Origin of the sequence: Pseudomonas fluorescens (assembly GCF_902497745.1) — a bacterium.
Classification (GTDB): domain Bacteria; phylum Pseudomonadota; class Gammaproteobacteria; order Pseudomonadales; family Pseudomonadaceae; genus Aquipseudomonas; species Aquipseudomonas fluorescens_BM.
The window spans coordinates 322,997-346,145 of record NZ_CABVHJ010000001.1; the positions used below are offsets into that span (position 1 = coordinate 322,997).

The 23,149-nt window shown below is 60.8% G+C and carries 20 protein-coding genes and 1 pseudogene; all 21 read right to left on the minus strand.

Going from position 1 to position 23,149, the window contains the following annotated elements:
• Nucleotides 1-15: 15 nt before the first annotated feature.
• On the minus strand, nt 16-1,017 hold the full coding sequence (locus F8N44_RS01570) for a serine/threonine-protein kinase (RefSeq protein ID WP_095049661.1): 1,002 nt from the start codon (nt 1,015-1,017) through the stop codon (nt 16-18).
• Nucleotides 1,014-1,742, minus strand: a complete 729-nt coding sequence (locus F8N44_RS01575; RefSeq protein WP_007920303.1) for a PP2C family protein-serine/threonine phosphatase — start codon at nt 1,740-1,742, stop codon at nt 1,014-1,016. The genes F8N44_RS01570 and F8N44_RS01575 overlap by 4 nt, the downstream gene beginning before the upstream one ends.
• Nucleotides 1,742-5,281 carry a type VI secretion system membrane subunit TssM gene (tssM, locus tag F8N44_RS01580; RefSeq protein ID WP_150649049.1) on the minus strand — a complete coding sequence of 1,180 codons (3,540 nt, stop codon included), beginning with the start codon at nt 5,279-5,281 and terminating at the stop codon, nt 1,742-1,744. The genes F8N44_RS01575 and tssM overlap by 1 nt, the downstream gene beginning before the upstream one ends.
• Nucleotides 5,282-5,294: 13 nt before the next feature.
• Nucleotides 5,295-6,170 (minus strand): type IVB secretion system protein IcmH/DotU, encoded by an 876-nt coding sequence (icmH, locus tag F8N44_RS01585; RefSeq protein ID WP_150649050.1) that lies wholly within the window; start codon nt 6,168-6,170, stop codon nt 5,295-5,297.
• A gap of 5 nt (nt 6,171-6,175) precedes the next feature.
• Nucleotides 6,176-7,507, minus strand: coding sequence for a type VI secretion system baseplate subunit TssK (gene tssK, locus F8N44_RS01590; protein ID WP_007920300.1), 1,332 nt, complete (start codon nt 7,505-7,507; stop codon nt 6,176-6,178).
• Between the two features lie 2 nt (nt 7,508-7,509).
• A complete protein-coding gene (tssJ, locus tag F8N44_RS01595; protein WP_095119786.1) occupies nt 7,510-8,010 on the minus strand; it encodes a type VI secretion system lipoprotein TssJ in 501 nt (166 codons plus the stop codon).
• Nucleotides 8,011-8,015: 5 nt separating this feature from the next.
• Nucleotides 8,016-9,212 carry a type VI secretion system-associated FHA domain protein TagH gene (gene tagH, locus F8N44_RS01600; protein WP_150649051.1) on the minus strand — a complete coding sequence of 399 codons (1,197 nt, stop codon included), beginning with the start codon at nt 9,210-9,212 and terminating at the stop codon, nt 8,016-8,018.
• Nucleotides 9,213-9,230: 18 nt separating this feature from the next.
• Nucleotides 9,231-9,371, minus strand: coding sequence for a hypothetical protein (locus tag F8N44_RS01605; RefSeq protein WP_034152084.1), 141 nt, complete (start codon nt 9,369-9,371; stop codon nt 9,231-9,233).
• A 93-nt stretch (nt 9,372-9,464) separates the two neighbouring features.
• Nucleotides 9,465-10,985, minus strand: a complete 1,521-nt coding sequence (locus F8N44_RS01610; protein WP_108224961.1) for a sigma-54 interaction domain-containing protein — start codon at nt 10,983-10,985, stop codon at nt 9,465-9,467.
• 10 nt (nt 10,986-10,995) lie between these two features.
• Complete coding sequence (gene tssH, locus F8N44_RS01615; RefSeq protein WP_150649052.1) at nt 10,996-13,653, minus strand: type VI secretion system ATPase TssH; 2,658 nt, start codon at nt 13,651-13,653, stop codon at nt 10,996-10,998.
• Between the two features lie 11 nt (nt 13,654-13,664).
• Nucleotides 13,665-14,672, minus strand: coding sequence for a type VI secretion system baseplate subunit TssG (gene tssG / locus F8N44_RS01620; RefSeq protein WP_007920288.1), 1,008 nt, complete (start codon nt 14,670-14,672; stop codon nt 13,665-13,667).
• Complete coding sequence (gene tssF, locus F8N44_RS01625; RefSeq protein WP_122596749.1) at nt 14,636-16,423, minus strand: type VI secretion system baseplate subunit TssF; 1,788 nt, start codon at nt 16,421-16,423, stop codon at nt 14,636-14,638. Before tssF ends, tssG begins: the two co-directional genes overlap by 37 nt.
• Before the next feature lie 27 nt (nt 16,424-16,450).
• Nucleotides 16,451-16,876 (minus strand): hypothetical protein, encoded by a 426-nt coding sequence (locus F8N44_RS01630; protein ID WP_034152088.1) that lies wholly within the window; start codon nt 16,874-16,876, stop codon nt 16,451-16,453.
• On the minus strand, nt 16,869-17,285 hold the full coding sequence (locus F8N44_RS01635; RefSeq protein WP_150649053.1) for a hypothetical protein: 417 nt from the start codon (nt 17,283-17,285) through the stop codon (nt 16,869-16,871). The genes F8N44_RS01630 and F8N44_RS01635 overlap by 8 nt, the downstream gene beginning before the upstream one ends.
• Nucleotides 17,282-17,731 carry a hypothetical protein gene (locus F8N44_RS01640; protein ID WP_224794715.1) on the minus strand — a complete coding sequence of 150 codons (450 nt, stop codon included), beginning with the start codon at nt 17,729-17,731 and terminating at the stop codon, nt 17,282-17,284. Before F8N44_RS01640 ends, F8N44_RS01635 begins: the two co-directional genes overlap by 4 nt.
• A gap of 33 nt (nt 17,732-17,764) precedes the next feature.
• Nucleotides 17,765-18,040, minus strand: a pseudogene (locus F8N44_RS01645) (PAAR domain-containing protein); the annotation flags it as partial.
• 11 nt (nt 18,041-18,051) lie between these two features.
• Complete coding sequence (gene tssE / locus F8N44_RS01650; RefSeq protein ID WP_007920274.1) at nt 18,052-18,459, minus strand: type VI secretion system baseplate subunit TssE; 408 nt, start codon at nt 18,457-18,459, stop codon at nt 18,052-18,054.
• A 9-nt stretch (nt 18,460-18,468) separates the two neighbouring features.
• The gene (tssC, locus tag F8N44_RS01655; protein ID WP_016772499.1) at nt 18,469-19,944 is read right to left on the minus strand and encodes a type VI secretion system contractile sheath large subunit; all 1,476 of its coding nucleotides are present in this window, start codon (nt 19,942-19,944) and stop codon (nt 18,469-18,471) included.
• Between the two features lie 25 nt (nt 19,945-19,969).
• A complete protein-coding gene (tssB, locus tag F8N44_RS01660; RefSeq protein WP_064365136.1) occupies nt 19,970-20,473 on the minus strand; it encodes a type VI secretion system contractile sheath small subunit in 504 nt (167 codons plus the stop codon).
• Nucleotides 20,474-20,505: 32 nt separating this feature from the next.
• A complete protein-coding gene (gene tssA / locus F8N44_RS01665; RefSeq protein ID WP_150649054.1) occupies nt 20,506-22,068 on the minus strand; it encodes a type VI secretion system protein TssA in 1,563 nt (520 codons plus the stop codon).
• Nucleotides 22,069-22,707: 639 nt separating this feature from the next.
• Nucleotides 22,708-22,983, minus strand: coding sequence for an HU family DNA-binding protein (locus F8N44_RS01670; protein WP_003213368.1), 276 nt, complete (start codon nt 22,981-22,983; stop codon nt 22,708-22,710).
• Between the last annotated feature and the right edge of the window lie 166 nt (nt 22,984-23,149).

The following is a 23,149-nucleotide window of genomic DNA, read 5'->3' on the forward strand; positions in this document are numbered from 1 at the left end:
TTCGAATGTCATCCGTTACGCCCGAAGTCGCAGACGTTGCAGCCAGGACGAAGTGGCGCCCAAGGCGTCACGCAATTGTTGGGCAGTGATGGTGCGCTCTGCCGGGTTGAAGCTCAGCGCGGTTCGCAGCGCTGGCCAGCCGTGCTTCGGTAAATTCGCCGGTGCTTGCAGTTCGCGCTCCAGGTGCTCGTCGCGGGCCTGGGTCGAGGGCAAGCGGCGGAACGGGTGTTTGCCGCCCGCCAGTTCGTAGATCACACAGGCCACGCCGTACACGTCCGCGCTGGCCGACAACGGTTGGCCCTCAAGCAGTTCGGGGGCGGCGTAGCCCGGGGTCCAGGCGTTGAAGCGTTCGCGGCTCAGATGCGGCAGGCCGGGCATCACACCCTCCTCTGCCTGACCGAGGCCGAAGTCGAAGAGGCGCAAGCCGTCTTCGCTGAGCATGACGTTGCTCGGTTTCATGTCACCGTGCAACACGCCGCGACCGTGGGCATAGGCCAGCGTGTCGAGCAGCGGCAGGACGATGTCGCGCAGTTCTTGCCACGGCAGGCCGAGGGGCCGCTCGCAGAGCAATTTGTCCAGGGTCAGGCCACGCATGTATTCCATGGTGATGAAGGCCCGCTGGCAGTCGGTGTCGACTTCAAAAGTGTGTGCACGCACAACGTTGTCGTGGCGCAGGCGTCGGGTCAGGGCGAACTCGCTGTAGAGCAAGGCACTGGCGTCCGGCGATTCGGCAAATTCTTCGCTGAGGATTTTCAGCGCAATGTAAGGATCGGGATCACCGAACTGTTCGTGCAGCAGATCCCGCGCCCGGTAAACGGCGCCCATGCCACCGGCCCCGAGCAGGCGCTCGAGGTGGTAGCGACCGGCGAGTACGTCCGGCAGTGCACCGATGCTGGCCTTGGTTGGCGCCAGCAAAGGTTCTGCCTTGTTTTCCTTGGCGAAGGCGAAGTAGGTCAGGTTGTTGGCCTGCTCTTCGCTCATCAGCAAGTCATCGACTGAGGATTCGATTTCAGTCATTGGCGGATCACCACGGCTGTCAGGTTGTCGCGCGCGGCGCCACGCAGGGCGCCGTCGAACAAACGTTCCAGCGCCACGTGCGGCGCGCTGAGGCTGAGGGCGTTGCCAAGGGCATCGCTGCTCAGGCCCTGATACAAACCATCGCTGCAGAGCAAAAACGCATCGCCCGGATAAACCTCGAGTTCGAGGACATCCAGGGTCAGTGTTTCGGCGGCGCCGACGGCTCGGGTCAAGGCCTGAGCCGCCGGGTGCGCTGCCGCTTGTTCGACGCTCATTTGCTGCTCGTCGATCAATTGCTGTTGCAACGAATGGTCCTTGGACAACTGATACAGCCGCTGCCCACGCCACATGTAACAACGGCTGTCGCCGGCCCAGATGCAGGCCGCGCGATTGCCTTCCACCAGCAGCGCCACGACGGTGCTGCCCATGATGCTGTCGTGGCGTCCGGCGGTAACCGTCAACTCCTGCCCCAAACGCCGGTTCAGCCAGTGCAGGCACTGGCGAATGGCTTTGAGGCGTTCGTCGAAGTCCTCGTGTTGCGGCAGTTCAGCCAGGCTGGCGACGATCAACTGGCTGGCGATGTCGCCACCCTGATGACCGCCCATGCCGTCCGCGACCACCCACAGCCCCTGCTGTGGCGAGTCGAGGAAAGCATCTTCGTTGCGCGCCCGCACCTTGCCCGGGTCGGTACGCGCCGCGCTGCGCCAGGCACTGGCCACCAGCATCAGAGCTGCACCGGCATACGGAAGGTGCGCAGTACGCCCATGTCGAACGGGTTCGGCGTGCGCTGGCTGGTCAGCAGGTAGTTGGCGCGCAGGCCACCTACGTCGGCTTTCAGCACCAGCACATCGCGACCGCTCAGGTACTCGGTCTGCATCAGGTCGAACAGACGGAACAGCGACCATGGGCCGGAGTTCTTCTCGATGCCGATCGGGCGCCCGGCCATTTTGTCCATGACCAGGCTGGTGCGACCATCTTCAGCATCGGTCGGCCATTTGAACGACATTGGCAGGATCGGACCGTGGCGGTATTCCATGGTCTTGTCGCCGAACTTGAACTCGGAACGACTGACTGCCGGGTCGAGGGTGTACGGCTCCAGTTTGAACTGCACGGTCGGCTCGGCCGGGTTGATCGAGAAGAAGCTCTGACGAATCGTCAGCGCTGCCGCCATCTGGTCGAGATACATCTTCGATACCGGCAGGCTGTGACCGTCGACGCTGCGCATGCGGTAGTTGCCCGGATCGCCGCTGACGAATGGACGCATGTAGCTGTCGAAGAAGCGGTCGACAGTGCCTTGAGCCCGGAAGAACTCGCGGAAATCGCTGATCGCTACGTCGCTGGTGCTGCTGGCGCTGAACGGATAACGCTTGCTGATGGTTTTGCCATACACGCTGTACAGCTCGTTTTGATAACGACCGTTCAGGTATTGGTAAGCATCGTTAAGCACCAGACGCCAAGAGTCTTCGGCCAGCACGTTGAACCACACGCTGAGCGGACGCGGCAGACGGCCAGACGCATTGCGCAGGTTGGTCAGCGCATCACGCTGGCCGCTCATGCGGGTTTTCGCCATTTCGAACGCGGCTTGTTCCGGCGTGCTGGAACGGGCCAGACCGGCCAGTTGCAGTTGCAGGTCGTTGAGCGCGCTCAGTGCAGGCGTCAGGTCCGCAGCCGGGCCGTTGTTGTCATCGAGCAAACGATGCAGCGGTTCGAAGCGGCGTTGCAGCGACTTCTTCGCGGTGTCCGGCAGGGTCTTCGCCACATTCAGGGCCGAAGCCTTGTCCGCCACGGCAGACGCCAGTTTGCCGACTTTACCCAGTTTGCCTTTCTGCCCGGCCAGTGCATCGGCAGCGTCGCCAGCTTCTTCGACAGGGTCTGCTGCCGCCTGGAAGCGGGTGTTCTCACGCACTTCGGTGAGCAATGCCAGCACCGGCGAGTTGGCCGAGGTCAGGCCCGCCAGTTGCTCGGCGCCTTCACCGGCGTCGCTGATTGGCGGCAGTGCAACCTGGCCAACCGCTTCGCTCCAGTAGTTGGCGTAGTCGCGGAAGTACAGCTGCTCCAGCTCGACCATCAGGCGACGCAAGTCCATGTCGCTGATGCCCGCACCTTCGCCCAGCACCCAGTTATCACGCAGGATGTCGGTGACCAGCGCCGAACCCTGTACCGAGAAGTACTGCTGATAACCGGTTTGCGTGTAGAAACCCGGGATCACGTATTCGGTACCGATAAACAGCGAGCCTTGTGGGCCGAGGTGTTGGCTGAAACGATAGTCCGGCAGGTTGCGCGCCTGCTCGCGGAGCATGCGGTAAACCACCGTGGCCAGCGATTCGCTGCGCAAAACCTGACGCGCCTGAGTGACCAATTGGTCGTTCAACGGGTAGATAAACGGCTGCTTCAGCAGACGCTCAAGATGCGCACTCAGACCGTTCTGCACCGCGGTGTTGCCGGTGTAGCGCGTCGACCAGTCAGTGGCGACCCAGTCCTTGAGCCACGCGGCATCGCGACGGTCTTTCATGTTCAGCATCAGGTACGCGCGCAGGCTGTTGAGCAGGCGGTCGCGGTCCTTCATGTTGGCGCGGATCTGCCCCTCGAGCATGGTTGCAACCCGTGGCAGCAGTTGCTTTTCAAGCTCACGCTCGTAAGCCTCTTTGACCACTGGATTGACGTCTTCACCCTGATACAGACCACCGCGCTCGTGATACGACACGTCGCCTTTTTTCGGGAAGACCTGGGTCGCGGCATAGCTAGTGTCGAGGGTTTTCAGTACGCCCATGGCGTCATCACGCGGCGACAATGCCGTGCGCTGTTGCGTCCAGTTCTGCGCCAGATTGCGCAGGTTTTCCAGGCGCTCGTAGTTGGCCGAGAAACCGCCCGCCCAGAGCATGCCGAACAGTGCCAGCGCTGCCAGTGCGCCGACGTACAACGCACGTTGGCCCCAATGAATACGGCTGCGTTCGCGCTTGTCCAGACCGGCCAGATCGGACTCAGGGAAAATCACCTGGCTGAACAAGTGATTGATAAACCGCGAACGGCCGCTGCGCAGGGTCGGCAGCACACCGGCGCTCATGCCGAGGCTGGCGCCGATGCCGGCGGTGGTCGCATCCATCTCTTGGGTCAGGTGCGGTGCGCTGGTCAGGTAGAAACCACGCAGTTGCGTGGCACGCTGATAACGGTTGCCGGTGAACGCCATGTCGACGAACAGGCACAGGCGCTCGCCGATCTGCCCCAGTTGATGCGGGAAGTCGAGGATACGGCCACGGCGCTGAGTGTCGCGCTCGGAATGCATGCGCATGATCACTTGGCTGTTGAGGCGACGCAGCAGCTCTTCGAATTCATTGCGCAACACAGCGACGTCGGTGCCGACCTGATCCTTGCGGAAACTGGTGCCGAGCACTTGATCGCTTTCTTCGCGAGTCAGTTGATCGAAGAACTCGTCGAAGCCGAGCAGCTTGTCAGCCTTGCTCAGGACCAGATACACCGGCACGTCGACGTGCAGCTTCTGATGCACGTCCTGCAGACGACCGCGAATCTGGCGCGCGAGGGTGTCGATGTCCTGCTCACTGCCACCGAGCAGGGTTTCCACCGGAATGGTCACCAGCACGCCGTTCAACGGACGGCCGCGACGGCGCTTGCGCAGCAACTCCAGCAACGTCGTCCAGGCACCGCCGTCGACTTCCACATCCGGTTGCGTGGTGTAACGCCCGGCGGTGTCGATCAGCACACCGTGATCGGCGAAGTACCAGTCGCAATGACGGGTGCCGAGGGTGTCGCGGGTCAGCTTACGGTCGATCTTGTTGATCGGGAATTCCAGACCGGAAAAGTCCAGCAGACTGGTTTTGCCCGAGGCCTGCGGACCGATCAGCAGGTACCACGGCAAGTCACTGCGCCAGCGTTCGCTGCGGCCGCGATACAGACTCGACGTCTTCAGGGTTTTCAGCGCGTCTTTGAAGCGCGCCTTCAACTCCTTCTGTTCTTCGTCGATCAGCTCTTCGCGGCGGATACGATCCTGACCGTCCTCGCTTTCTTCCTCGGCTTTCTTGCGAATACCGCTGCGCCAGCTGACGAAGACCATGGTCAGGCCCCAGATCAGGAACAGCACAGCGATGGTCAGCAAGCGAGAGGTCGAGCTCTCCCAGAACTTGTAGTCATCAACCGCCAACAACGGGCCGACGAACCACACCAGCAGCGCCACGAACAGCACCAGCAGCAAGGTCCAGACCCAGGTCTGGCGCAGGAAGGCGCCGACTTTCTTGAAAAACTTTTTCATCACACGTCCCTGTTTACGGCTGCGACTGCGGTTGAACCGCGGCCGGATCAAGCGGCTGATAAGGTTGCAGAACGGTGTCGCGCTGCTCGCCCAAGACCCAGGCGAAGCCCGAATACATCACCACCAGGCAGACGAGAGTGAACAACACCACCATCCACGCCGGCACGATGCGCACCAGGTTGCGGCGCTGATCGTTCAAGCCTTCCCAGTGCGGCGACAACTCGCGCGGCACGTCGCCACGCAACTGACGGATCTGCCGATACAGAGCATCGCGGATGCCTTCAAGCTCGAGCATGCCGCGTGCCTGGACGCGGTACTTGCCCTCGAAACCGAGGGACAGGCACAGGTACATCAGCTCGAGCATCGGCAGGTGCTTGACCGGGTTCTTCGACAGCCGATCGAGCAACTGGAAGAACTTCTCGCCACCGAAGGTTTCGTTGTGGAAGCTGCTCAGCAGGCTCATCTGCGACCATTCGCTTTCGTTGCCCCACGGCGTGGTCACGACAGCTTCGTCGACCACGGTGCAGAGCACGTAACGCGCGGCCATCACCTGGCTGCTTTCGGCGCCGTTGTGCAGGGCGCGTACTTCAAACAATTTCAGCCCGGCAGTCAGACGCTCATTGAGTGCGTACAAGTCTTCGCGGGTTTCGCTGTGCTTGAGGCGCACCACTTCCGAAAGCAGCTCGGACGAGGCCGCCACCAGCGAATTGAGGCTGATGTTGAACGCTTCGGCCGGGCGCAGGCGCGCGGCGTAGATCATGCGTTCTTCCAGTTGCTCGAAACGCGGCGGCGCGGCGAAGTCGGTCAGCGGACTCGTTGCCGGTCCGTGGCCCTGACGATCGAGCAGGACGGTTTTGTCGTCCTGGTTGTAATCCGTTTCCTTGATCATGTCGGTCAGTTCCTGATGGCCCAGAATTTCAGTTCAAGCTCGGCAAATTCGCCGGACACATGGAACGCGAAACCGCCGGAGCGCTCGAGTTGTGCCAGGTCTTCGGAACTGAGTTCGAGGATGAAATAGGTTTTGTTCGAATGGAACGCGATCTGCCGCGGGGCCACCGGCAACGGTTTGACCTTGATCCCCGGCAAGTGCAGGTTGACCAGTTGGCGGATGCGCTCCACCGGGCCGACCTTGAGGTGCGCCGGCAAGCGGTGGCGCAGTTCTTCGGAGTCGCAGTTGGCACTGGCTGCCAGCACGAACGACGCCGAGCCGAGCAGTTTGTGGTCGTGCAACGGCGAGACGATGATGCCGTACTGACGCGCTTGCAGGATCAGTTCGATGGCATGCTGTTCGAGCACCATCGACAGCACCTGACGAATCGCTTCCATCAGTTTGCGGAAGCTGCCGCCCTGGTCAGCGTGGGAGTAGCGGCTGTCCAGACGTGGACGTTTGCTCTCGCCGGAGAAGGTCGCCAGATCGCCGAGCATGGTCAGCAGCGTGCGGTACAACTCTTCCGGGTGCACTTGCTCCAGGCCGAGGTAGTGGCGCAGCAGCAATTCGGTACGGTTGATCAGTTGCAGCATCATGAAGTCGCCGACTTCGGCACCGCCAACTTTGCCGTTGGAGCGAATCCGCTCGGCAATCGTGTCGCCACGGTGGTTGAGCATGCTGATGACTTCTTTCAGGCACGACAGCAAGTAGCTGGAGGCGTGGGCCTGAATGTAGGTCGGCACGAAATCCGGGTCGAGGCTGATCACGCCGTCGGGCGTGGTGTCGAGCACGTCGCAGATTTTCAGCTTCACGTAAGCCTGATCGCTCTGCTGCTCGCCGAGCAACAGTTTGAAGTCCGGGCGACCGCAGCTGACCTGGCTGGCGGAATCATCGCCGGCGTTGGAGTCAGCCACTTCGGCGTCGTACGCGGTGTAACGCGCGAGCACGTCGGATTGCTCCGGACGACGCGACTCGATGTGGTTGCCGGTGACCAGCGGCAGCGCCAGATAGATCGGCGTGTTGCCGGTGTTCGGCGGCACGTCCAGCGCCAGCGGCTCAGTGTTGCCACCGAGTTCGAACAGACTGCCGTCCGGCAGAATCCCCGAGGCTTCACTGATCACCAGTTTGCCCATGTTGAGGAACTGCAGGTCGATCTCCAGATTGAGGAAACCCCAGGTGTAACCACCCAACAATTGCGTGCGGGTTTTCATCTGGTGATCGTAATAGCGATCGTTGTGCTGGAAGTGCTGCGGACGCAGCAGCATGCCTTCCTGCCAAATGACTTTATGGGTATTCATGATCAGTCATCCGCCTTGGCGAGCACTTGATTGGTGTTACGGATGCCGGTCTGGTCCAGAGTCAGATCGACTTCGGTGACTTCCAGCGGAGTGATCTGAATGGTGTGGCGCCATTGGGTGTCCGGCAAGTCGCGGTAAGCGGCGAGAACGCCCACATAAAGGCTGCCCTCTTCCACCTTGAGCTTCATCTCCACGGTTTCGCCCGGGCGCAGCTCGAGTTCTTCGCTGGCCACCAGATCCGGATTGAGGGATTCCTTGGCGCGTTCGTACAGGCTGAAGAAGTCAGCGTTCTCGAAGGTCACCGGGTGCTTGAGTTCGAACAGGCGCACGACGATCGGCGACGGCCGACCGTTGAGGTCCGGGTTGAGCTGATCGCTGCCGGTCAGCTTCAGGTTGATCTTGGTCACTTTCGAGTACGGCGACAGCGACGAGCAACCGGCGAGCAGCACCAGCACGGTGAGCGCAGTCAGCGTCTTGAAAAAAGCGGTCGAGCGGCGAGACATGCGCATCATCCTTGGTGGTCGGTGTGGAGGGTGGAGATCAGACGGATCTGTTCTTCGTAAGCCTGGGCGAAGTCGCGGGCCAGCAGACGCTCGCTCCAGTCATCGTCCTGACGCAGGGCCTGGTGATAACGGCCGAACGCTCTCCAGCGTCCGCCCGAGGTGGCGATCAACGGCTTGTTGTCGCGCTCGAAACGCAGGGTCAGTTGCTCCGGCGAGAAGTGCTCCAGGGTGCCGCGCACGGCGGCGCGGCTGGCGGTCAGCAGAGCAACTTGATGCGTCTGCAGATCGCGGAACGCGCGGGAGATGGCTTGCTCGGCCGGCAGATGGCCGGGCTTGCTTGGCTGCAACAGAATCTGCAGCGCTTCGCTCGGATCGACGGCGAATTTCAGCGGATTCTTGTTGGTGCCTTGCACGGTGGTCTGGGCCAGACGCAGTTCGTTTTTCAGCTCCGAACGGGTGCGCAGGCTCTGCTGCAAACCGCCGATGCTCTGACGCAGCAGACGCGCAGCGTTCAGTGCCAAGGCTTCGCGTTCGTCGTGGCTGAGGCCTTTGACGTCGACGCCCAGCGCCGCACCGAAGTGCTCCCAGAAACCTTCGCTTTGACGCTCAACGGCTTTCGGCGCCGGAGCTGGCTCAGGTTCGGCAGGCGCGGCAATCAGCTCCGGCACCATCAGGCTTTCCATGTCGATACGTGCGTAGTCGGCACGCTGACGGGAGTCTTCAGGTTTGGTGTTCGGCGCCAGCAGTTCGTCGATTTCCGAGTAGACGCGCTCTTGCTGTTCGAGGGCATTGAGCGGATCAAGATCGAGGAAGGCATCATCCGGGATGATGCTGCCGGCAGCGCGTGGACGACCGACTTCACCGTCGAAGGTCGCCGGGTCGCGTACCAAGCGCGCGCGAATTTCGAAGTCGCCCAGCACGTAGGTGCTGCCGTGCTCGATGCGCACCGGTTCGCCTTTGTGCAGACGCGCGCCGCTTTCGCCGTCCTGGACACCGTTACTGCTGGTGTCGGTGAGGAAGAACGTGCCCTCGCGGTAGCTGACAATCGCGTGGTGATTGGACAGGTGACGCTTGCGGTCAGGGATGATCCAGTCGCAGTCCTCGCCTCGCCCGATCACGCCGCCGGCCTGTTTAAAGGTCTTCTGGCACAACTCGGTGGGCACGAACTGCTTGGTGTTCAGCATTTCGAAAACCAATTCCATGTTTGATGCTCCTTGCGGTCACTTGCCGCGATTGACCGCTTGCGGATCACCCAACGGGCGATAGTCGTTGTCGTTGAATTTGTAATTACCGCTACAGCCGCCAAGGCCGCATAGAACGACGAGGGTCAGCAGGGCAGCTTGCCAGTGACGAACAGACATCAGAGGGTCTCCAGGTGTAGACAAAGCACAAAGCGCCGACCCTTGCGGGCGGCGCTGAAATTGGTTTTTGCGAGGATTTCGATGACGTTTTGCCTACCCATCGAAATCTCCCAGATTGATGTTCAAACGGCCGAGGCGGTACAGCAGCGTGCGCCGTGGCAGGCCCAGTTCGCGGGCGGCGAGGGTCTGGTTGCCGTCGTTTTTGCGCAGGCAATCAAGCAATAAAGTGCGTTCGACCTGCTCAAGACGCTCGCGCAAATTCAGGTGGCTGTTGTCTTCCGGCATTGCTTCCATGCGCAGGGAAAAATGCTCGGCGAGCAGCTCACCGCCTTCACACAACAACACCGCACGCTCGACCAAAGCCTTGAGTTCACGCACGTTGCCGGGGAAGTTGTAGCCGGACAGGTGTTCCAGCGCCGCACTCGACCAACGCACCGGATCGCGCTGCAAATACGTGCAAGTCTTTTCGGCGAAGTGCTGGGCCAGTTCGAGGATGTCGCCTTCACGCTGACGCAGTGCCGGCAGCTCGATCGGGAATTGCGCGAGGCGGTAATACAAGTCCTCGCGGAATTTGCCTTCGCTGACCAGCGTCGACAGATCGCGGTGGGTCGCAGCGATGATGCGCACATCAATCTTGTGCGTATCGTTGGAACCCAGCGGACGAATCTCGCCTTCCTGCAACACGCGCAAGATCTTCGCTTGCAACGACAGCGGCATGTCGCCGATCTCGTCGAGCAGCAGCGTGCCGCCATTGGCCGCATCAAACAGCCCGGCACGGTCGCGATCGGCGCCGGTGAACGCGCCCTTGCGATAGCCGAACAGCTCGCTTTCCAGCAGATTTTCCGGAACCGCCGCGCAGTTCTGCACGATGAACGCTTGGGAGCGGCGTGGGCCGCAATCGTGAATCGCCCGCGCCACGACTTCCTTGCCGGTGCCGGTTTCGCCGCGCAACAACACGGTGTACGGGCTGTGCAGGACTTTGCTGATCAGCGAATGGGTCTGGCGCATCGCCGCGCTTTTGCCGATCAAGCCATAACCACTGATGCTCGGCACGCTGCGCGCCACCGTGGTCGATTCCGCCAGCGGCTGACGCAGGCGTTGCAACAAATGCAATTGGCCAAGCACGAACGAGCCGAGCTGGCCGAGGGAATCAGCGAAGCCTTGCAGGTGGGTACGACGACGGCTGGCGCACAGCAGCAAACCTTCGACAGCTTTGTGCTGATTGACCAGTGGCACGCACAACAGCGACTGCCACGGCGAGGTCGCCGCCGGCAGAAAACTGGTTTCGTGCAGGCTGCCGCTCAAGTCGTCGAGGCACACCACGCGGTTCTGGCACAGGGCGAATTGCAGCAGTTGTTCACCGTTGTAATCCGCCGGCAGGCTCGCCGCTTCACGCGGTTGCAGGGCGCCGTCGAGGCATTCGGCGTTCATCCCCAAGCACGTGTGGGTAGCGTCGAGCAGATACAGCTGCGTCAATTCGCAGCCGCTCAGCTCGGCCAACCCACGCACGAAGTCACCCAGCAACGCAGCACCGTCCGCCGCCCGCGACAGACTGGCGAACTGCGCCAGCAACGCTTCGGCATAGACCAGTGGCTGCGGCACCTGAGTGAACATCACACCCACCTCAGGCGAACTCGCAGGTCACGCTGGCTTCGCCGTCGAGCGTGGCGTGCACGCGCTTGAGGCTTTCACCGGCGGCCATGGCGTCGAGCAGACGATCCGCAACCAGCGGCAAAACGTGCTGGTCGAGCAGATGGTCGATCAGGCGCGCGCCGCTGTCGCTTTGCGTGCAACGCTCGGACAGGTGATCGACGAGGTTCTGGCACCAGCTGAAATCCAGCTGACGACGGTTGAGGCGCTCGCCGAGACGACCGAGTTTGATCTCGATCAGCTCGCGCAATACCGGGCCGCCGACCGGGTAGTAAGGCACCACTTTCATCCGCGCCAGCAGCGCCGGTTTGAAGTGTTTGCTCAGCACCGGGCGAATGGTTTCTTCGAGAACTTCAGCGGTCGGGCGTGCGCCGTTCTCGCAGAGGTCGCTGATCTTGTCGCTGCCGAGGTTCGAGGTCATCAGGATCAAGGTGTTGCGGAAGTCGATCTCGCGACCTTCACCATCGTTGGCCACGCCTTTGTCGAAGATTTGGTAGAACAGGTTGAGCACGTCCGGGTCAGCCTTTTCGACTTCATCGAGCAACACCACCGAGTACGGTTTCTGCCGCACGGCTTCGGTGAGCATGCCGCCCTCGCCGTAACCGACGTAGCCCGGTGGTGCACCGATCAGACGAGAAACGGTGTGCTTCTCCTGGAATTCGGACATGTTGATGGTCGTGATGAAACGATCACCGCCGTACAGCAAGTCAGCGAGGGCCAGGGCGGTTTCGGTTTTGCCGACGCCGCTTGGACCGACCAGCAGGAACACGCCCACTGGTGCGTCAGGCTTGTTCAGGCCTGCAGCGGTGGCGCGCATCGAGCGGTCCAGTGCGTGCACAGCTTGTTCCTGACCACGGATGCGCGTGCGCAGGTCGGTGGCGAAGCTGGCAACTTTGGCGTTGTGTTCGCGGGCCAGTTGCGCCAATGGCACGCCGGTCCAGGCGCTGATCACTTCGGCGACTAGACGCGGGCACACTTCGAAGCTGACCAGACGCTCCTTGACCTGTGCGGCGGTCAGGGCGCTGTGGGTTTCGTTCAGCTGGGCTTCCAGCGCTTCGACGCTTTGGCCGTCTTCGACTTCGGCGGCAACGGTTTCGATTACGGTGCCTTCGGCGTCTTCTTCAACGGTGACCACTGGCTCAACGGCTGCCGCTTCGCGGGCCTTGGCCAGTTGCTGACGCAGTTCCAACAGGCGCTCGGCCAGTTGCTTCTGTTCAGTCCACAGGGTTTCCAGCGCAACCATTTCAGTTTCGGCTTCGTCCAGACGTGCTTCCAGTGCCTCCAGCGCTTCGTGGTCGATCAGCAGACCGGCTTCGGCATCGCGGCGCAGCGCCTGACGCTGGCGGCCACCTTCGGCCAGTTCGCCACGTAGACGCTCAAGGCTTTCCGGAGCGGCGGCGAGGCTGATGCGTACGCGGGCGCATGCGGTGTCGAGAACGTCGACGGCTTTGTCCGGCAGTTGCCGACCGGCCAGATAACGCGCGGACAATTCCGCCGCCGAGACCACCGCGTCATCACGCAGATAGATGCCGTGGCTCTTCTCGTAAACCTGGGCCAGACCACGGAGGATGGTCACCGCTTCGCTGACGGTCGGTTCGTGCAATTGCACTGGCTGGAAACGACGGGCCAGCGCCGGGTCTTTCTCGAAGTATTTCTTGTACTCGGCCCAAGTGGTGGCGGCGATGGTGCGCAATTCGCCACGAGCCAGCGCTGGCTTCAGCAGGTTGGCCGCGTCGGAACCGCCAGCGTTGCCGCCAGCGCCGATCAGGGTGTGGGCTTCGTCGATGAACAGAATGATCGGTTTCGGCGAGGCTTTGACTTCGTCGATCACGCCTTTGAGACGACGTTCGAATTCACCTTTGACGCTGGCACCTGCCTGCAGCAGGCCCATGTCCAGCGACAGCAGTTCAACGCCTTTGAGCACTTGCGGCACTTCACCGGCGGCGATGCGCGAAGCCAGGCCTTCGACGATCGCGGTCTTGCCGACACCGGCCTCACCAACGACGATCGGGTTGTTTTTGCGGCGACGGGCGAGGATGTCGACCATCTGGCGGATCGCGCCATCACGGCACAGCACCGGGTCGAGTTTGCCGTCGCGGGCCTGTTGGGTCAGGTTGTGAGTGAAGCGCTGCAGCAGCGATTCGCCCTGCGCGGCCGGTTTGCCGTTAGCGGCCGGTTGCTCTTTTTGCGACAGGGCAAATTCCTTCAGGCGATCGATGTTCAACTTGGCGAGCAGCGGCTGATAACGGCTGCCGGCGTAGCGCATCGGGTTGCGCAGCAGCGCAAGAATCAGCGCGGCGTCTTCGACCTGGGTCTGGCCCAGTTCGAGGTTGGCCACCAGCAGCGCGTCTTGCAGCCACTGCACCAGTTCCGGGGCGAACACCGGGTTACGCGAAGCGCTGTGTTCGACGCGCGATTGCAGCGCGGCGCTGAGTTCACCGGCGTCGACGTCTGCATCCTGCAGTGCGCGCGACAACAAGCCATTCGGACGCTCGAGCAGGCCGAGCATCAAATCTTCGACGAGGATCTTGCTGCCGCCACGGGCCACGCAACGCTCGGCCGAACGCTCCAGATCACGACGGGTTTCGGCGTCCAGCGCCTGGATGAGTTGTTGCAGGTCTACGTTGATCATGGCTCACGTCCTTAATGAATTTTGCTGCCCAGGGTCACCACGCCGTCCGCTTTTTCGCGGCCCAGCCAACTGGTCCAACCGAGGCGACAGGCGTTCTGCTCACCGATGCGCAGTTCGCGGATTTCTTCCTGGCGCAGAACCAGGCGGATGTCGTAATCGAGCGGGTCACGCAGGGTGAACCGCACCAGCGCGCAGAGCGGCTGGTAACCGAAACCGATCGGCAGGAATTCATGGAATCGCTGCCAGTCGAGTTCGGTGATGTGAATGCGGAATTTGCCGCTGCGGTCGCGCACGTGTTCGCCGAGCACGAGGTCTTCGCCGAGCAGGCTGTTGGCGCGGCCCAAACGATTGCGCTGCTCTTCGAGAATTTCCACGCGGCGCTCGATGCACTGCTCGATGACCAGGTCTTCGTGCTTGAAGTAGTAACGCAGCACGGCTTCGATCAGCGCCGCCGAGTGCGCCCGCAAGCTGAGCAAGCCGAGGTACGGCAGCAGGCGTTTCCAGTTGAGTTCCTTGGCCTTGCGAATCTCGTCGCCGCCCAGACCGATCAGGGCGAACAGTTGCGAGGAGAACGGATCGATCGCACCGCTCTGAAAGCTCGCGCGGTAGCGATACTTGCGCCAGATCGGCAGCATCAGCCGTTGCAGGCGATGGTGGAACAGGTCGAGGAAGTTGCGCGTCGGGTTGCCGTCCTCGCTGTCGCCCAAGGCCTGTTCGCCGTAGAACGCCGGCAACGGCGAACCGGAACCGACCAGGCCGATCAGGTTGAAACGCATGCGCGCGCGCATCTGCCCGTGCTCTTCGAAAAACTCGACGCGATCGACGTCGCTGCGCGGAAAGCCCAGGCTCGGGTTGGCCTGGAACTCCACGTGGTCGTACAGATCGTCTTCGCTCAGGTGCGGGTGTGCCTCGCGCAGCCGGTCGATCACCAGCAGCACGGCCTGAAACAGCGAGTACTCGCGTATTACCTTGGTCAGCCCGCTTAAAGCAGGGGCTGCAGGCCCATACGTGGTGTCCATTGGTACACCTCTCCCTGTGTGCTTTTTACGCGCAGCTCATGGAATGAATTGAGACTGGCGTAAAGCGCGAAAAACTCGTTAAGAACCGAAGCGAAAACGAACAGGTCGCCTTCGCCGATATACCCTTCCGGGTCGATGGTCAGTTCGGTGCGCAAACCGCGCACCGGCAACCCACGGTGCAAGCGGTCGACGTGGTGATGCTTGATGTGTTTGAGGCCGCCGAGCAGGCGTTTGCTGACCTTCTCCGCATGCTGGTCGTAGTAGCGCGGCAGGTCGTAGGTTTCGAGAATCACCTTCAACGCATTGACGTCGGCCAGCGACAGATAGTTAAGCGACATGTTGCTGATCAGCTTCCACAGGAAGTCACGGTTCAGCGGTGGCGCGAAACTCGACGTGGCCGGGGTGATGTTGCGGAAACTCAAGAACTCCGGCGTCTCCTCGCAGGCCATGCAGATGTCGCCAAGCTTGAGCTTGCGCGGCAGGTTCTGGTTGGTGCAGATCAGCTCGATCGACAGGGTTTCGTGGGCTTCGGTGTGGCGGATGCCGAAGCTCAGGTAAGTGTCGAGGCCGTCGTGCAGCAAGGACGAACGCTGGCGGATGCTGTAATGCGGACGGCTGTTGGGCACGTCGAAACTCGGGTCGTGCTCGAAGGATTCGAACGGCACGTATTCCTGATAACCGAGGCCGCCGGGCTTCCAGCCGGTCACGGTCTCCACCGAGAACACGCCGCAGTTTTCCAGATCGTATTCCGCCGGCAGCAGCAGGTATTCGTCCTGCTTGCCGTCGAGGCGGATCGGCAGCGCGTCGTGGGCGAACAGGTTGGCAATCGGCGTGCAGAACAGCTTCACGTTATCCAGGGTCGGGCGCATGCGCATGATGCCGCTCTTGCGGATATCGAAGCGCAACTCCAGCCCGCGCATCTGCTTGAGGGTGTCTTCCGGCAGCGCGTTGATGATGTCCAGACCATTGACGTCGACGAACAGGAATTTGTCCTGAAAGGCGAAGTATTCCTGCAGGTAGCGATAGCCGCGGAAGGTGTTCAGCGGATACGGGATCAACGCTTCTTCTTCGGCAAAGCCCACCGGTTTGACCCGATCACCGGGAATCTTGAACGCCATCGGTTTGCCGCTGACGCCATCAATCGGTTTGCCGGCGCCGTCGAGCGGGATCAGTTCGATGCCCTCGAGGTTGCGCAGCAGGCTCAGGTAGAGCATCTGGCTGATGTAGCGCTCGCCGGCAAAGTGCAGACGCAGTTTGCTCAGTTCCAGCTCACCGAGGTGGCCGTCGGCACTCATTTCCAGACGCAGGCTGAGCAGCGAGCCGTCGCCCTTCACCGAGTAATTCAGCGCAGCCAGATCCAGTGGCAACACTTCGGTCGGGTAGCAAGTACGGAAGCGGCAACGCACGTCTTCGATCGGCTTGCTTTCAATCGGCGTATCGCGCTCGACGCGCAACGCCGGCCCGGATCGCTTGAGCGGATCGAACTGCAAAATGCTGAACGCCGGCAGCGGGCGCATGTAGTTCGGCCACAACAGTTGCATCAGCGAATGGCTGAGTTCCGGCAGCTCGTCATCTAGCTTCTGGCGCAGGCGCCCGGTGAGAAACGCAAAGCCTTCGAGCAACCGCTCCACGTCCGGATCCCGCCCGGCCTGGCCCAGATACGGCGCCAACGCCGGACTACGCTCGGCGAAACGGCGACCGAGTTGGCGCAGTGCGGTGAGTTCGCTTTGGTAGTAGTGGTTAAAGGACACGGGTTACCTGCCTGGTAGTGGAACGCATCAAAAAAATATCCTGTAGAGCGCGACCGTCACGCCGGCACAGACGTAACCGCCAATCAGGAGAAACGGCACAATCGAGATCCAGCCGTACGCCATGTAAGCGTCACTGGACGGCCCGACGACCAGACTGAACAAGCCATACAGCATCCATGGCACGGCGTAGAACGGGATGAACTTCACCGGCGCCCACCAAACCATCCGCAGCGCCTGTTGCTCATTGCGGCTCTGCGCCGATCGGGACATCCACAGCGAAAAGCCCAGAAGCCCGGGAATTCCCCACCACAACAGGTACTGCCAATAAATCCCGGACGACTCGGGTGTTGAATACTCGCCATTCCACAGGTCATAGGAACTGATCGCCAACACCGCCAGCAATGGCCACCACAAGGCGCCCATGAAGAAGCTCAGTTGCGCACGACTAAGCATGAGCAGGGCCCGCAGGCGACGTCTGCCGCATCAACGCAAGTCTTTCCCAACGCAGTTCAATCACCTGCGTGAGCAGAATTGCCAACAACGTAACGCCCCCCTGGGCCACGGTGTAGAACAGCGCACGTAGCGGGTTGTCCGGCACCATCATGAACAGAATCCAGGCAACCATCAGAGCGAGCAGACCGAGCTTGGCCCACAGGTTCGGGATGATCGCGGCCAGCGCGTTTATGCCAAAAAATATGTAGATGAACATGTAGTGGGCGATGCCAATCGCCACGCCACGGGTGGTGAATCCGCCGTTGAAAGCCTTGTAGGCCACAACCACTGCGTTATTCAGAAACACGTAGGCCACGCATCCCGCCGCGTGGATCGCCAGACAGAGTGCAAGACGCGCGTAGATATTCATCGCTGCGCCACTCCCTGTTTTTTCGACGTGATCGCCATCGCCGAATACACATAGAGTTCGACGCCGTCATAGCCGCCAATGGCTGCAGCGCTCAATGGGTAGCTGTCCCGTGTGCCGTATCGAACCCAACCCTCAGTCCACATTCCGCCATTCTCGTGGCGAATCTCGACGTAATAGTCCGGCGCCTCGTTCCTGGTCACTTCGACGAATACCCCACCATCCTCGGCGCCAATCCACAACGCGTGGGGATGAGCGAACAGCTTTGGTTCGGTCGAGCTTTCCATCCGCAACAGCAGCGCGAAGCCGACCAGAATCGCCAGCAAACCGACCGAGCTGAGAAAAGCGATGAGACATTGCCAGGCTCTGAGTTTCATCGAGCCGACCCGAACATGTGCGTCATGGACAGAACGCCCCGCTATCGACTGTCCATGAACGAACAACGCCACTCAGGTGTTTCTTAGTCATCAGCTCGACCCTGGCGAATTGCCGATAATCACCGTCCCGGAACCTGCCGTGACCTTGTTGCCGTGAATACCAACCGAACCCACGGTCGCGGCCGCTTTGCCGTTAATCAACACCGTGGTCGCCAGATCGCCGACCATCGCACCACCACACGCAGAGGCATCGCCTTGGCGGGCGGCCGCGAGGCCGTCGAAGAACACGTCGCCGGAACCGGCGGCGATCGGGTTGGTACCGTGGCCTGGAAGTGGGCAAGCGGTGGGGTCGGATACGCGTGCTGCGGGTTTGCCAGACATCGGGGATCTCCTTAGGTGACCTTCACTTGACCGCTGCCATCCAGGCGCGCGGAAAAACTGACCTGACGCTTGAACCCTTCAACTTCCAGCAGACCTTCGATGCTGAAGGCCAGGCGAAGTTGATCGTGGTCACGCGGCAGGGAAATGACACGCACGTTGCTCAGGCGCGGCTCGTAGGCTTCGATGAAGTTTTCGATGGCCAGACGGGCCTGACTCAGGGAGTCGTGCAGGCTCAGACGCATGTCATTGAGATCGGGCAACCCGTAGTCGGCCAGCGTTTGCACGCTGCCGGCCCGGGTGCTGAGCATTTTGGCCAGATGGGCAGCCACTGACGCCATGGCACAAGCCTCAAGGCTGTTGCCCTTGCGTAGTTGCGCGTCGCCGTTGAGGCGTTCGAACAGGCTGCCGTATCCGTCCATGAGTTGCTCTTACTCTTTGTCCAGCTTGCCAACCAGCGACAGGGTGAAATCGGCACCCATGTACTTGAAGTGCGGACGCACGTTCAAGCTCACGCGGTACCAGCCCGGCTCGCCTTCAACGTCGCTGACGATCACTTGCGCAGCGCGCAGCGGACGACGGCCACGGACTTCGGCGCTCGGGTTTTCCTGGTCGGCGACGTACTGACGGATCCACTTGTTCAGTTCCAGCTCGAGGTCGGTACGCTCTTTCCACGAACCGAGTTGCTCGCGCTGCAGCACTTTCAAGTAGTGAGCCAGGCGGTTGACGATCATCATGTACGGCAGTTGGGTGCCGAGCTTGTAGTTCAGCTCTGCCGCCTTGCCTTCTGCGCTGATGCCGAAGAACTTCGGCTTCTGCACCGAGCTTGCGGAGAAGAACGCCGCGTTGTCGGAGCCTTTACGCATGGTCAGGGAGATGAAGCCTTCCTCGGCCAGTTCGTATTCACGACGGTCGGAAACCAGAACTTCAGTAGGAATCTTGGTTTCGATTTCGCCCATGCTTTCGAAGTGGTGCAGAGGCAGATCTTCAACCGCGCCACCGCTCTGCGGGCCGATGATGTTCGGGCACCAGCGGAATTTGGCGAAGCTGTCGGTCAGCTTGGTGCCGAACGCGTAAGCGGTGTTGCCCCACAGGTAGTGCTCGTGGCTGTTGGCAACGGTTTCCTTGTACACGAACGATTTGACCGGGTTTTCTTCCGGATCGTACGGGTTACGCAGCAGGAAACGCGGCACGGTCAGGCCAACGTAGCGGGAGTCTTCCGAGGTACGGAAGCTCTGCCATTTGGCGAATTGCGGGCCTTCGAAGTGGTCTTTCAGATCTTTCAGATCCGGCAGGCCGGTGAAGCTTTCCAGACCGAAGAATTTCGGGCCGGCAGCAGCGATGAACGGCGCGTGGGACATGCACGAAACGCTGGCGACGTACTGCATCAGCTTGACGTCTGGCGAGCTTGGCGACATGTAGTAGTTAGCGATGATCGCGCCCACAGGCTGACCACCGAACTGGCCGTATTCAGCGGTGTAGATGTGCTTGTACAGGCCCGACTGCATGACTTCCGGCGAGTCTTCGAAATCGTCCAGCAGGTCTTCTTTGGAGACGTTGAGGATTTCGATCTTGATGTTTTCGCGGAAGTTGGTGCGGTCGACCAGCAACTGCAGACCACGCCACGACGATTCCAGAGCCTGGAAGTCCGGGTGGTGCAGGATTTCGTCCATCTGACGGCTGAGCTTGGCATCGATCTCGGCGATCATGCGGTCAACCATGGCCTTCTTGACCGGCTCACCGTTGTTCTGCGGCTTGAGCAGTTCTTCGATGAACGCCGACACACCGCGCTTGGCGATGTCGTAGGCTTCGTCGTCCGGAGTCAGACGGGTTTCGGCGATGATGCTGTCGAGAATGCTGTATTCGCCGCTGGCGGCGCTCTTCTCTTGTGCTGCGCTAGTGCTCATTGTGTTGGCTTCCTTGGCTGGAGTCTCAGGCGTCCGGGGCTGCGGCGTTCAGGCCCAGCTCACCGAGTACGCGACCGCGGGATTCGTCGTCGGCGAGCACGCCTTCGATCGCTTTACGGAACGCAGGTGCGTTACCCAGCGGGCCTTTGAGGGCCACCAGCGCATCGCGCAGTTCCATCAGTTTTTTCAGCTCAGGCACTTGCTCGACCAGGCTGGCCGGGTTGAAGTCCTTCATCGAATTGACGCGCAGTTGCACGCCCAACTCTTCAGTGCTGCCTTCTTCCTGCAGACGGTTCGGCACGTTCATCGTCAGGCTAAGCTCTTGCTTGGCCAGCACTTCGTCGAAGGTCATCTTGTCGATGCTGATCGGCTTGCGATCTTCGATCTTGCGCTCGTCCTTGCGGTGGGTGTAGTCACCAATTGCCAGCAGCTTCAGCGGCAGTTCAATCTCTTCCTGAGCACCGCCGGTGGCGGGTTTGAAGGTGACGTTGATGCGTTCCTTGGGGGCTACCGAGCCTTCTTTGGCCATGGCTTTTCTCCTTGCGGTTGTGGCCCTGGGGCCTATTCGAGTACCACTTCGAGGTCGAGGTGGCACAGCCTGCGATAAATCTCTTCCTTGCGTTCACGTACGGCATGGTTCTGCGGCAACAACTCGCAGCAACTGTGCAGCAGGTGCAGCACTTCCAATGCAAGGTCGGGCTCCCAGGCGTGCAGGCCTGAGTCCTGTAATGTCTGATCGAGGGTTTCCAGCTGGTTCTTGGCCAGTTCGTATTTCTTGGCCATGAAGCACAGGCGCGCGAGGGCGAACTGCCAGAAGAAGCGTTCGCGGCCACCGTGAGCGGATTGCAAACCCTGCTTGAGGATTTGCACGGCCGGCTTCAGGCCTTCCTTGCGCAGCAGCGGCAGGACTTCCTCGAGGGCCTTTTCCCAGGCCGGCTGGGTTTCGACGTTTTCGCTCTCGACCTTGCGCGGCGCACTGGCGCTTTGCAGGTGCGGCATGACGTTGGCGGCGATCCACGCCCGGGTGGACGGATCGGCAAACGGCGCGCCGTCATGGAAACGCAACTCGACAATGCCGGGCAGCCGTTGAACCAAAAGCGCGAAGTGGATTTCCACTTCGCGCATTGCCAACTCGGCGTTGAGGTTCTGGAGACACTCCCAGACCATCCTCTGGCCATCGAACCAGAACGGCGCCTTCGCCAGGCTCGCCTCCAGTTCCACCAGCAGGTCGGCGTATTTGCCTTGATCGAAACGGTCTTGGTAGAGCTTGAGTTTTTCCAGTGGCAGGCCGCGCAATACGGTGATCTGCTCGGCGTTGCGCTCAGGCACCGCGTCGATGGTCATCCACAGCAGCGTGCGGTTCAGGCGCAGGGCGCGCAGGTCGGTGGCTTTCTGCTTGAGCCACCAGGCGCACAGCGGACGCGCGCTTTCCTGTTGGGCGCGCAGGGCTTTGTGCGCCTCGCGCTCGTTGTCGATCGGTGCGCCGGGGGTGAGCAACTGGCTCGCGGCCTGCTTGACCTGCGCCACCGCCGCACCGACCACGCCGGGGGCCGGCTGGTTGTCGGCCGCACGCTGGATCATGGTTTTCAGGCGACGGGAGATCGGCAGCAGCAGCGGCGAGTCATCGCCCAGATGCTCAGCACACGCCGCTTCGAGACCGGACAGGTGCTCGGAGAGCTGCCGGAACATCGGCAACTGCTCTTTGATCGCAATGTTTTCGGTGATGACCTGCTCGAGACGCGGCACCAGCCAGCCGATGGCGGCGGCACGGGTGCGGGGTTTGAGCGGGTGAACGTCGGCCCAGTTGTTTTCCGACAAATGGTGCAGCAGACCGAGGCCGGCCAGCAGCCCGGGGAAGGATTCGCGCTGATACAGAGACCAGGTCAGCCAGGCGCCGACACGCAAATCCTTGGATTGGGTGCGCAGCAGATTTTCGCTGTTTTCGCGGATTTTCAGCCAGTCGATCTGACCGCTTTCATGCATCGACGAGGCTTTGGCCAGCTCGCTTTCCAGCGCCTCGAATTCGCTCGAAAAACGAACGTCTTCGCCCGCGAAATTCTCTTTGGAAACAGAGACTTTAGCGAGTTCGAGGTAATGGGCGGAAAGTTTGCTTGAGTAGGACATCCATGGCCTTTATTAAGGATTACAGTCAGGCGCCTATTGGAGTTACCGCGGCGCGGGACAGTATCGAAGAGCGGTGATGCGACTCATCCAATTGAGATGTGCTCTTTCAAGTGGGCGCATCGTAATCACTATGATGGCCACTAGCAAGCATCTGATTAAACAACAAGACGAAGTGTTCTTTGTTTGTTGTAGGAGGTTTCCCTATATTCAGTCAGGGAATCCCCGATGCTCTGTTTATATTCACATACCCTTACAAACCGCCGGGAAAGCTTGATTTAGAGCGATCGTTCCAGCTGCCCTCCATCACCGGAAGCCGGGGCTGGCGAGAGTTGCGCGGAGCATGACGGGTTTTGAAAAATTCGGATGTAGGATGATTCCGAAAGACTTCGGTGTTGTTTCAACAAATCACCGCGAGACAACCAACAACTCAGAAAGTGCCATCAATATGATGGCTTTTATATATAGAGGACTGATTTAACTGTGAGACTGATCGATAGCCAACAAATGCAACAGTTACTCGGCCTTTATTAAGGCTGCACGTCAGAATAAATCGGCAGGCATAAAAAATGGACACCCGACCGCAATCGGTGTGCCCATTTTTTCTGCGGTTCTCCCCGTTATTCGAGGAGTTCGCCGCAATTAAGGATTGACGCTGTCTTTCAACGATTTGCCTGGCTTGAACGCAACGGTGTTGCTGGCCTTGATTTTGACCGGTTCGCCGGTTTGCGGGTTTTTGCCGGTGCGGGCGCCGCGATGGCGTTGCAGGAAGGTGCCGAAGCCGACCAGCGTGACGCTGTCCTTGCGGTGCAGAGCGCCGGTGATTTCTTCGAGAACGGCGTTGAGTACGCGGTTGGCCTGTTCTTTGGTCAGATCTGCTTTTTCAGCGATTGCAGCGGCGAGTTCTGGTTTACGCATTAGTGAAGCCCCTTTGACGGTTTTTTGTTGTTATGTCCGTGCTGTTCTCGTTGGAACAGCGCCCAAGGCGCCGCAGGCTCTACTCTGCGGCAGACGGGAGTGAGAATGGCACGCGGATACCGGCGGCGCCAGTCTCCCCGCGACCTTTGTAGGGGCAAAAGCGGGG

Bases quoted from the DNA above. Each gene is read 5' to 3' on its own strand.
- F8N44_RS01570 (WP_095049661.1), bottom strand. From the start codon at position 1,017: ATGACTGAAATCGAATCCTCAGTCGATGACTTGCTGATGAGCGAAGAG.
- F8N44_RS01575 (WP_007920303.1), bottom strand. From the start codon at position 1,742: ATGCTGGTGGCCAGTGCCTGGCGCAGCGCGGCGCGTACCGACCCGGGC.
- tssM (WP_150649049.1), bottom strand. From the start codon at position 5,281: ATGAAAAAGTTTTTCAAGAAAGTCGGCGCCTTCCTGCGCCAGACCTGG.
- icmH (WP_150649050.1), bottom strand. From the start codon at position 6,170: ATGATCAAGGAAACGGATTACAACCAGGACGACAAAACCGTCCTGCTC.
- tssK (WP_007920300.1), bottom strand. From the start codon at position 7,507: ATGAATACCCATAAAGTCATTTGGCAGGAAGGCATGCTGCTGCGTCCG.
- tssJ (WP_095119786.1), bottom strand. From the start codon at position 8,010: ATGTCTCGCCGCTCGACCGCTTTTTTCAAGACGCTGACTGCGCTCACC.
- tagH (WP_150649051.1), bottom strand. From the start codon at position 9,212: ATGGAATTGGTTTTCGAAATGCTGAACACCAAGCAGTTCGTGCCCACC.
- F8N44_RS01605 (WP_034152084.1), bottom strand. From the start codon at position 9,371: ATGTCTGTTCGTCACTGGCAAGCTGCCCTGCTGACCCTCGTCGTTCTA.
- F8N44_RS01610 (WP_108224961.1), bottom strand. From the start codon at position 10,985: ATGTTCACTCAGGTGCCGCAGCCACTGGTCTATGCCGAAGCGTTGCTG.
- tssH (WP_150649052.1), bottom strand. From the start codon at position 13,653: ATGATCAACGTAGACCTGCAACAACTCATCCAGGCGCTGGACGCCGAA.
- tssG (WP_007920288.1), bottom strand. From the start codon at position 14,672: ATGGACACCACGTATGGGCCTGCAGCCCCTGCTTTAAGCGGGCTGACC.
- F8N44_RS01630 (WP_034152088.1), bottom strand. From the start codon at position 16,876: ATGCTTAGTCGTGCGCAACTGAGCTTCTTCATGGGCGCCTTGTGGTGG.
- F8N44_RS01635 (WP_150649053.1), bottom strand. From the start codon at position 17,285: ATGAATATCTACGCGCGTCTTGCACTCTGTCTGGCGATCCACGCGGCG.
- tssE (WP_007920274.1), bottom strand. From the start codon at position 18,459: ATGGACGGATACGGCAGCCTGTTCGAACGCCTCAACGGCGACGCGCAA.
- tssC (WP_016772499.1), bottom strand. From the start codon at position 19,944: ATGAGCACTAGCGCAGCACAAGAGAAGAGCGCCGCCAGCGGCGAATAC.
- tssB (WP_064365136.1), bottom strand. From the start codon at position 20,473: ATGGCCAAAGAAGGCTCGGTAGCCCCCAAGGAACGCATCAACGTCACC.
- tssA (WP_150649054.1), bottom strand. From the start codon at position 22,068: ATGTCCTACTCAAGCAAACTTTCCGCCCATTACCTCGAACTCGCTAAA.
- F8N44_RS01670 (WP_003213368.1), bottom strand. From the start codon at position 22,983: ATGCGTAAACCAGAACTCGCCGCTGCAATCGCTGAAAAAGCAGATCTG.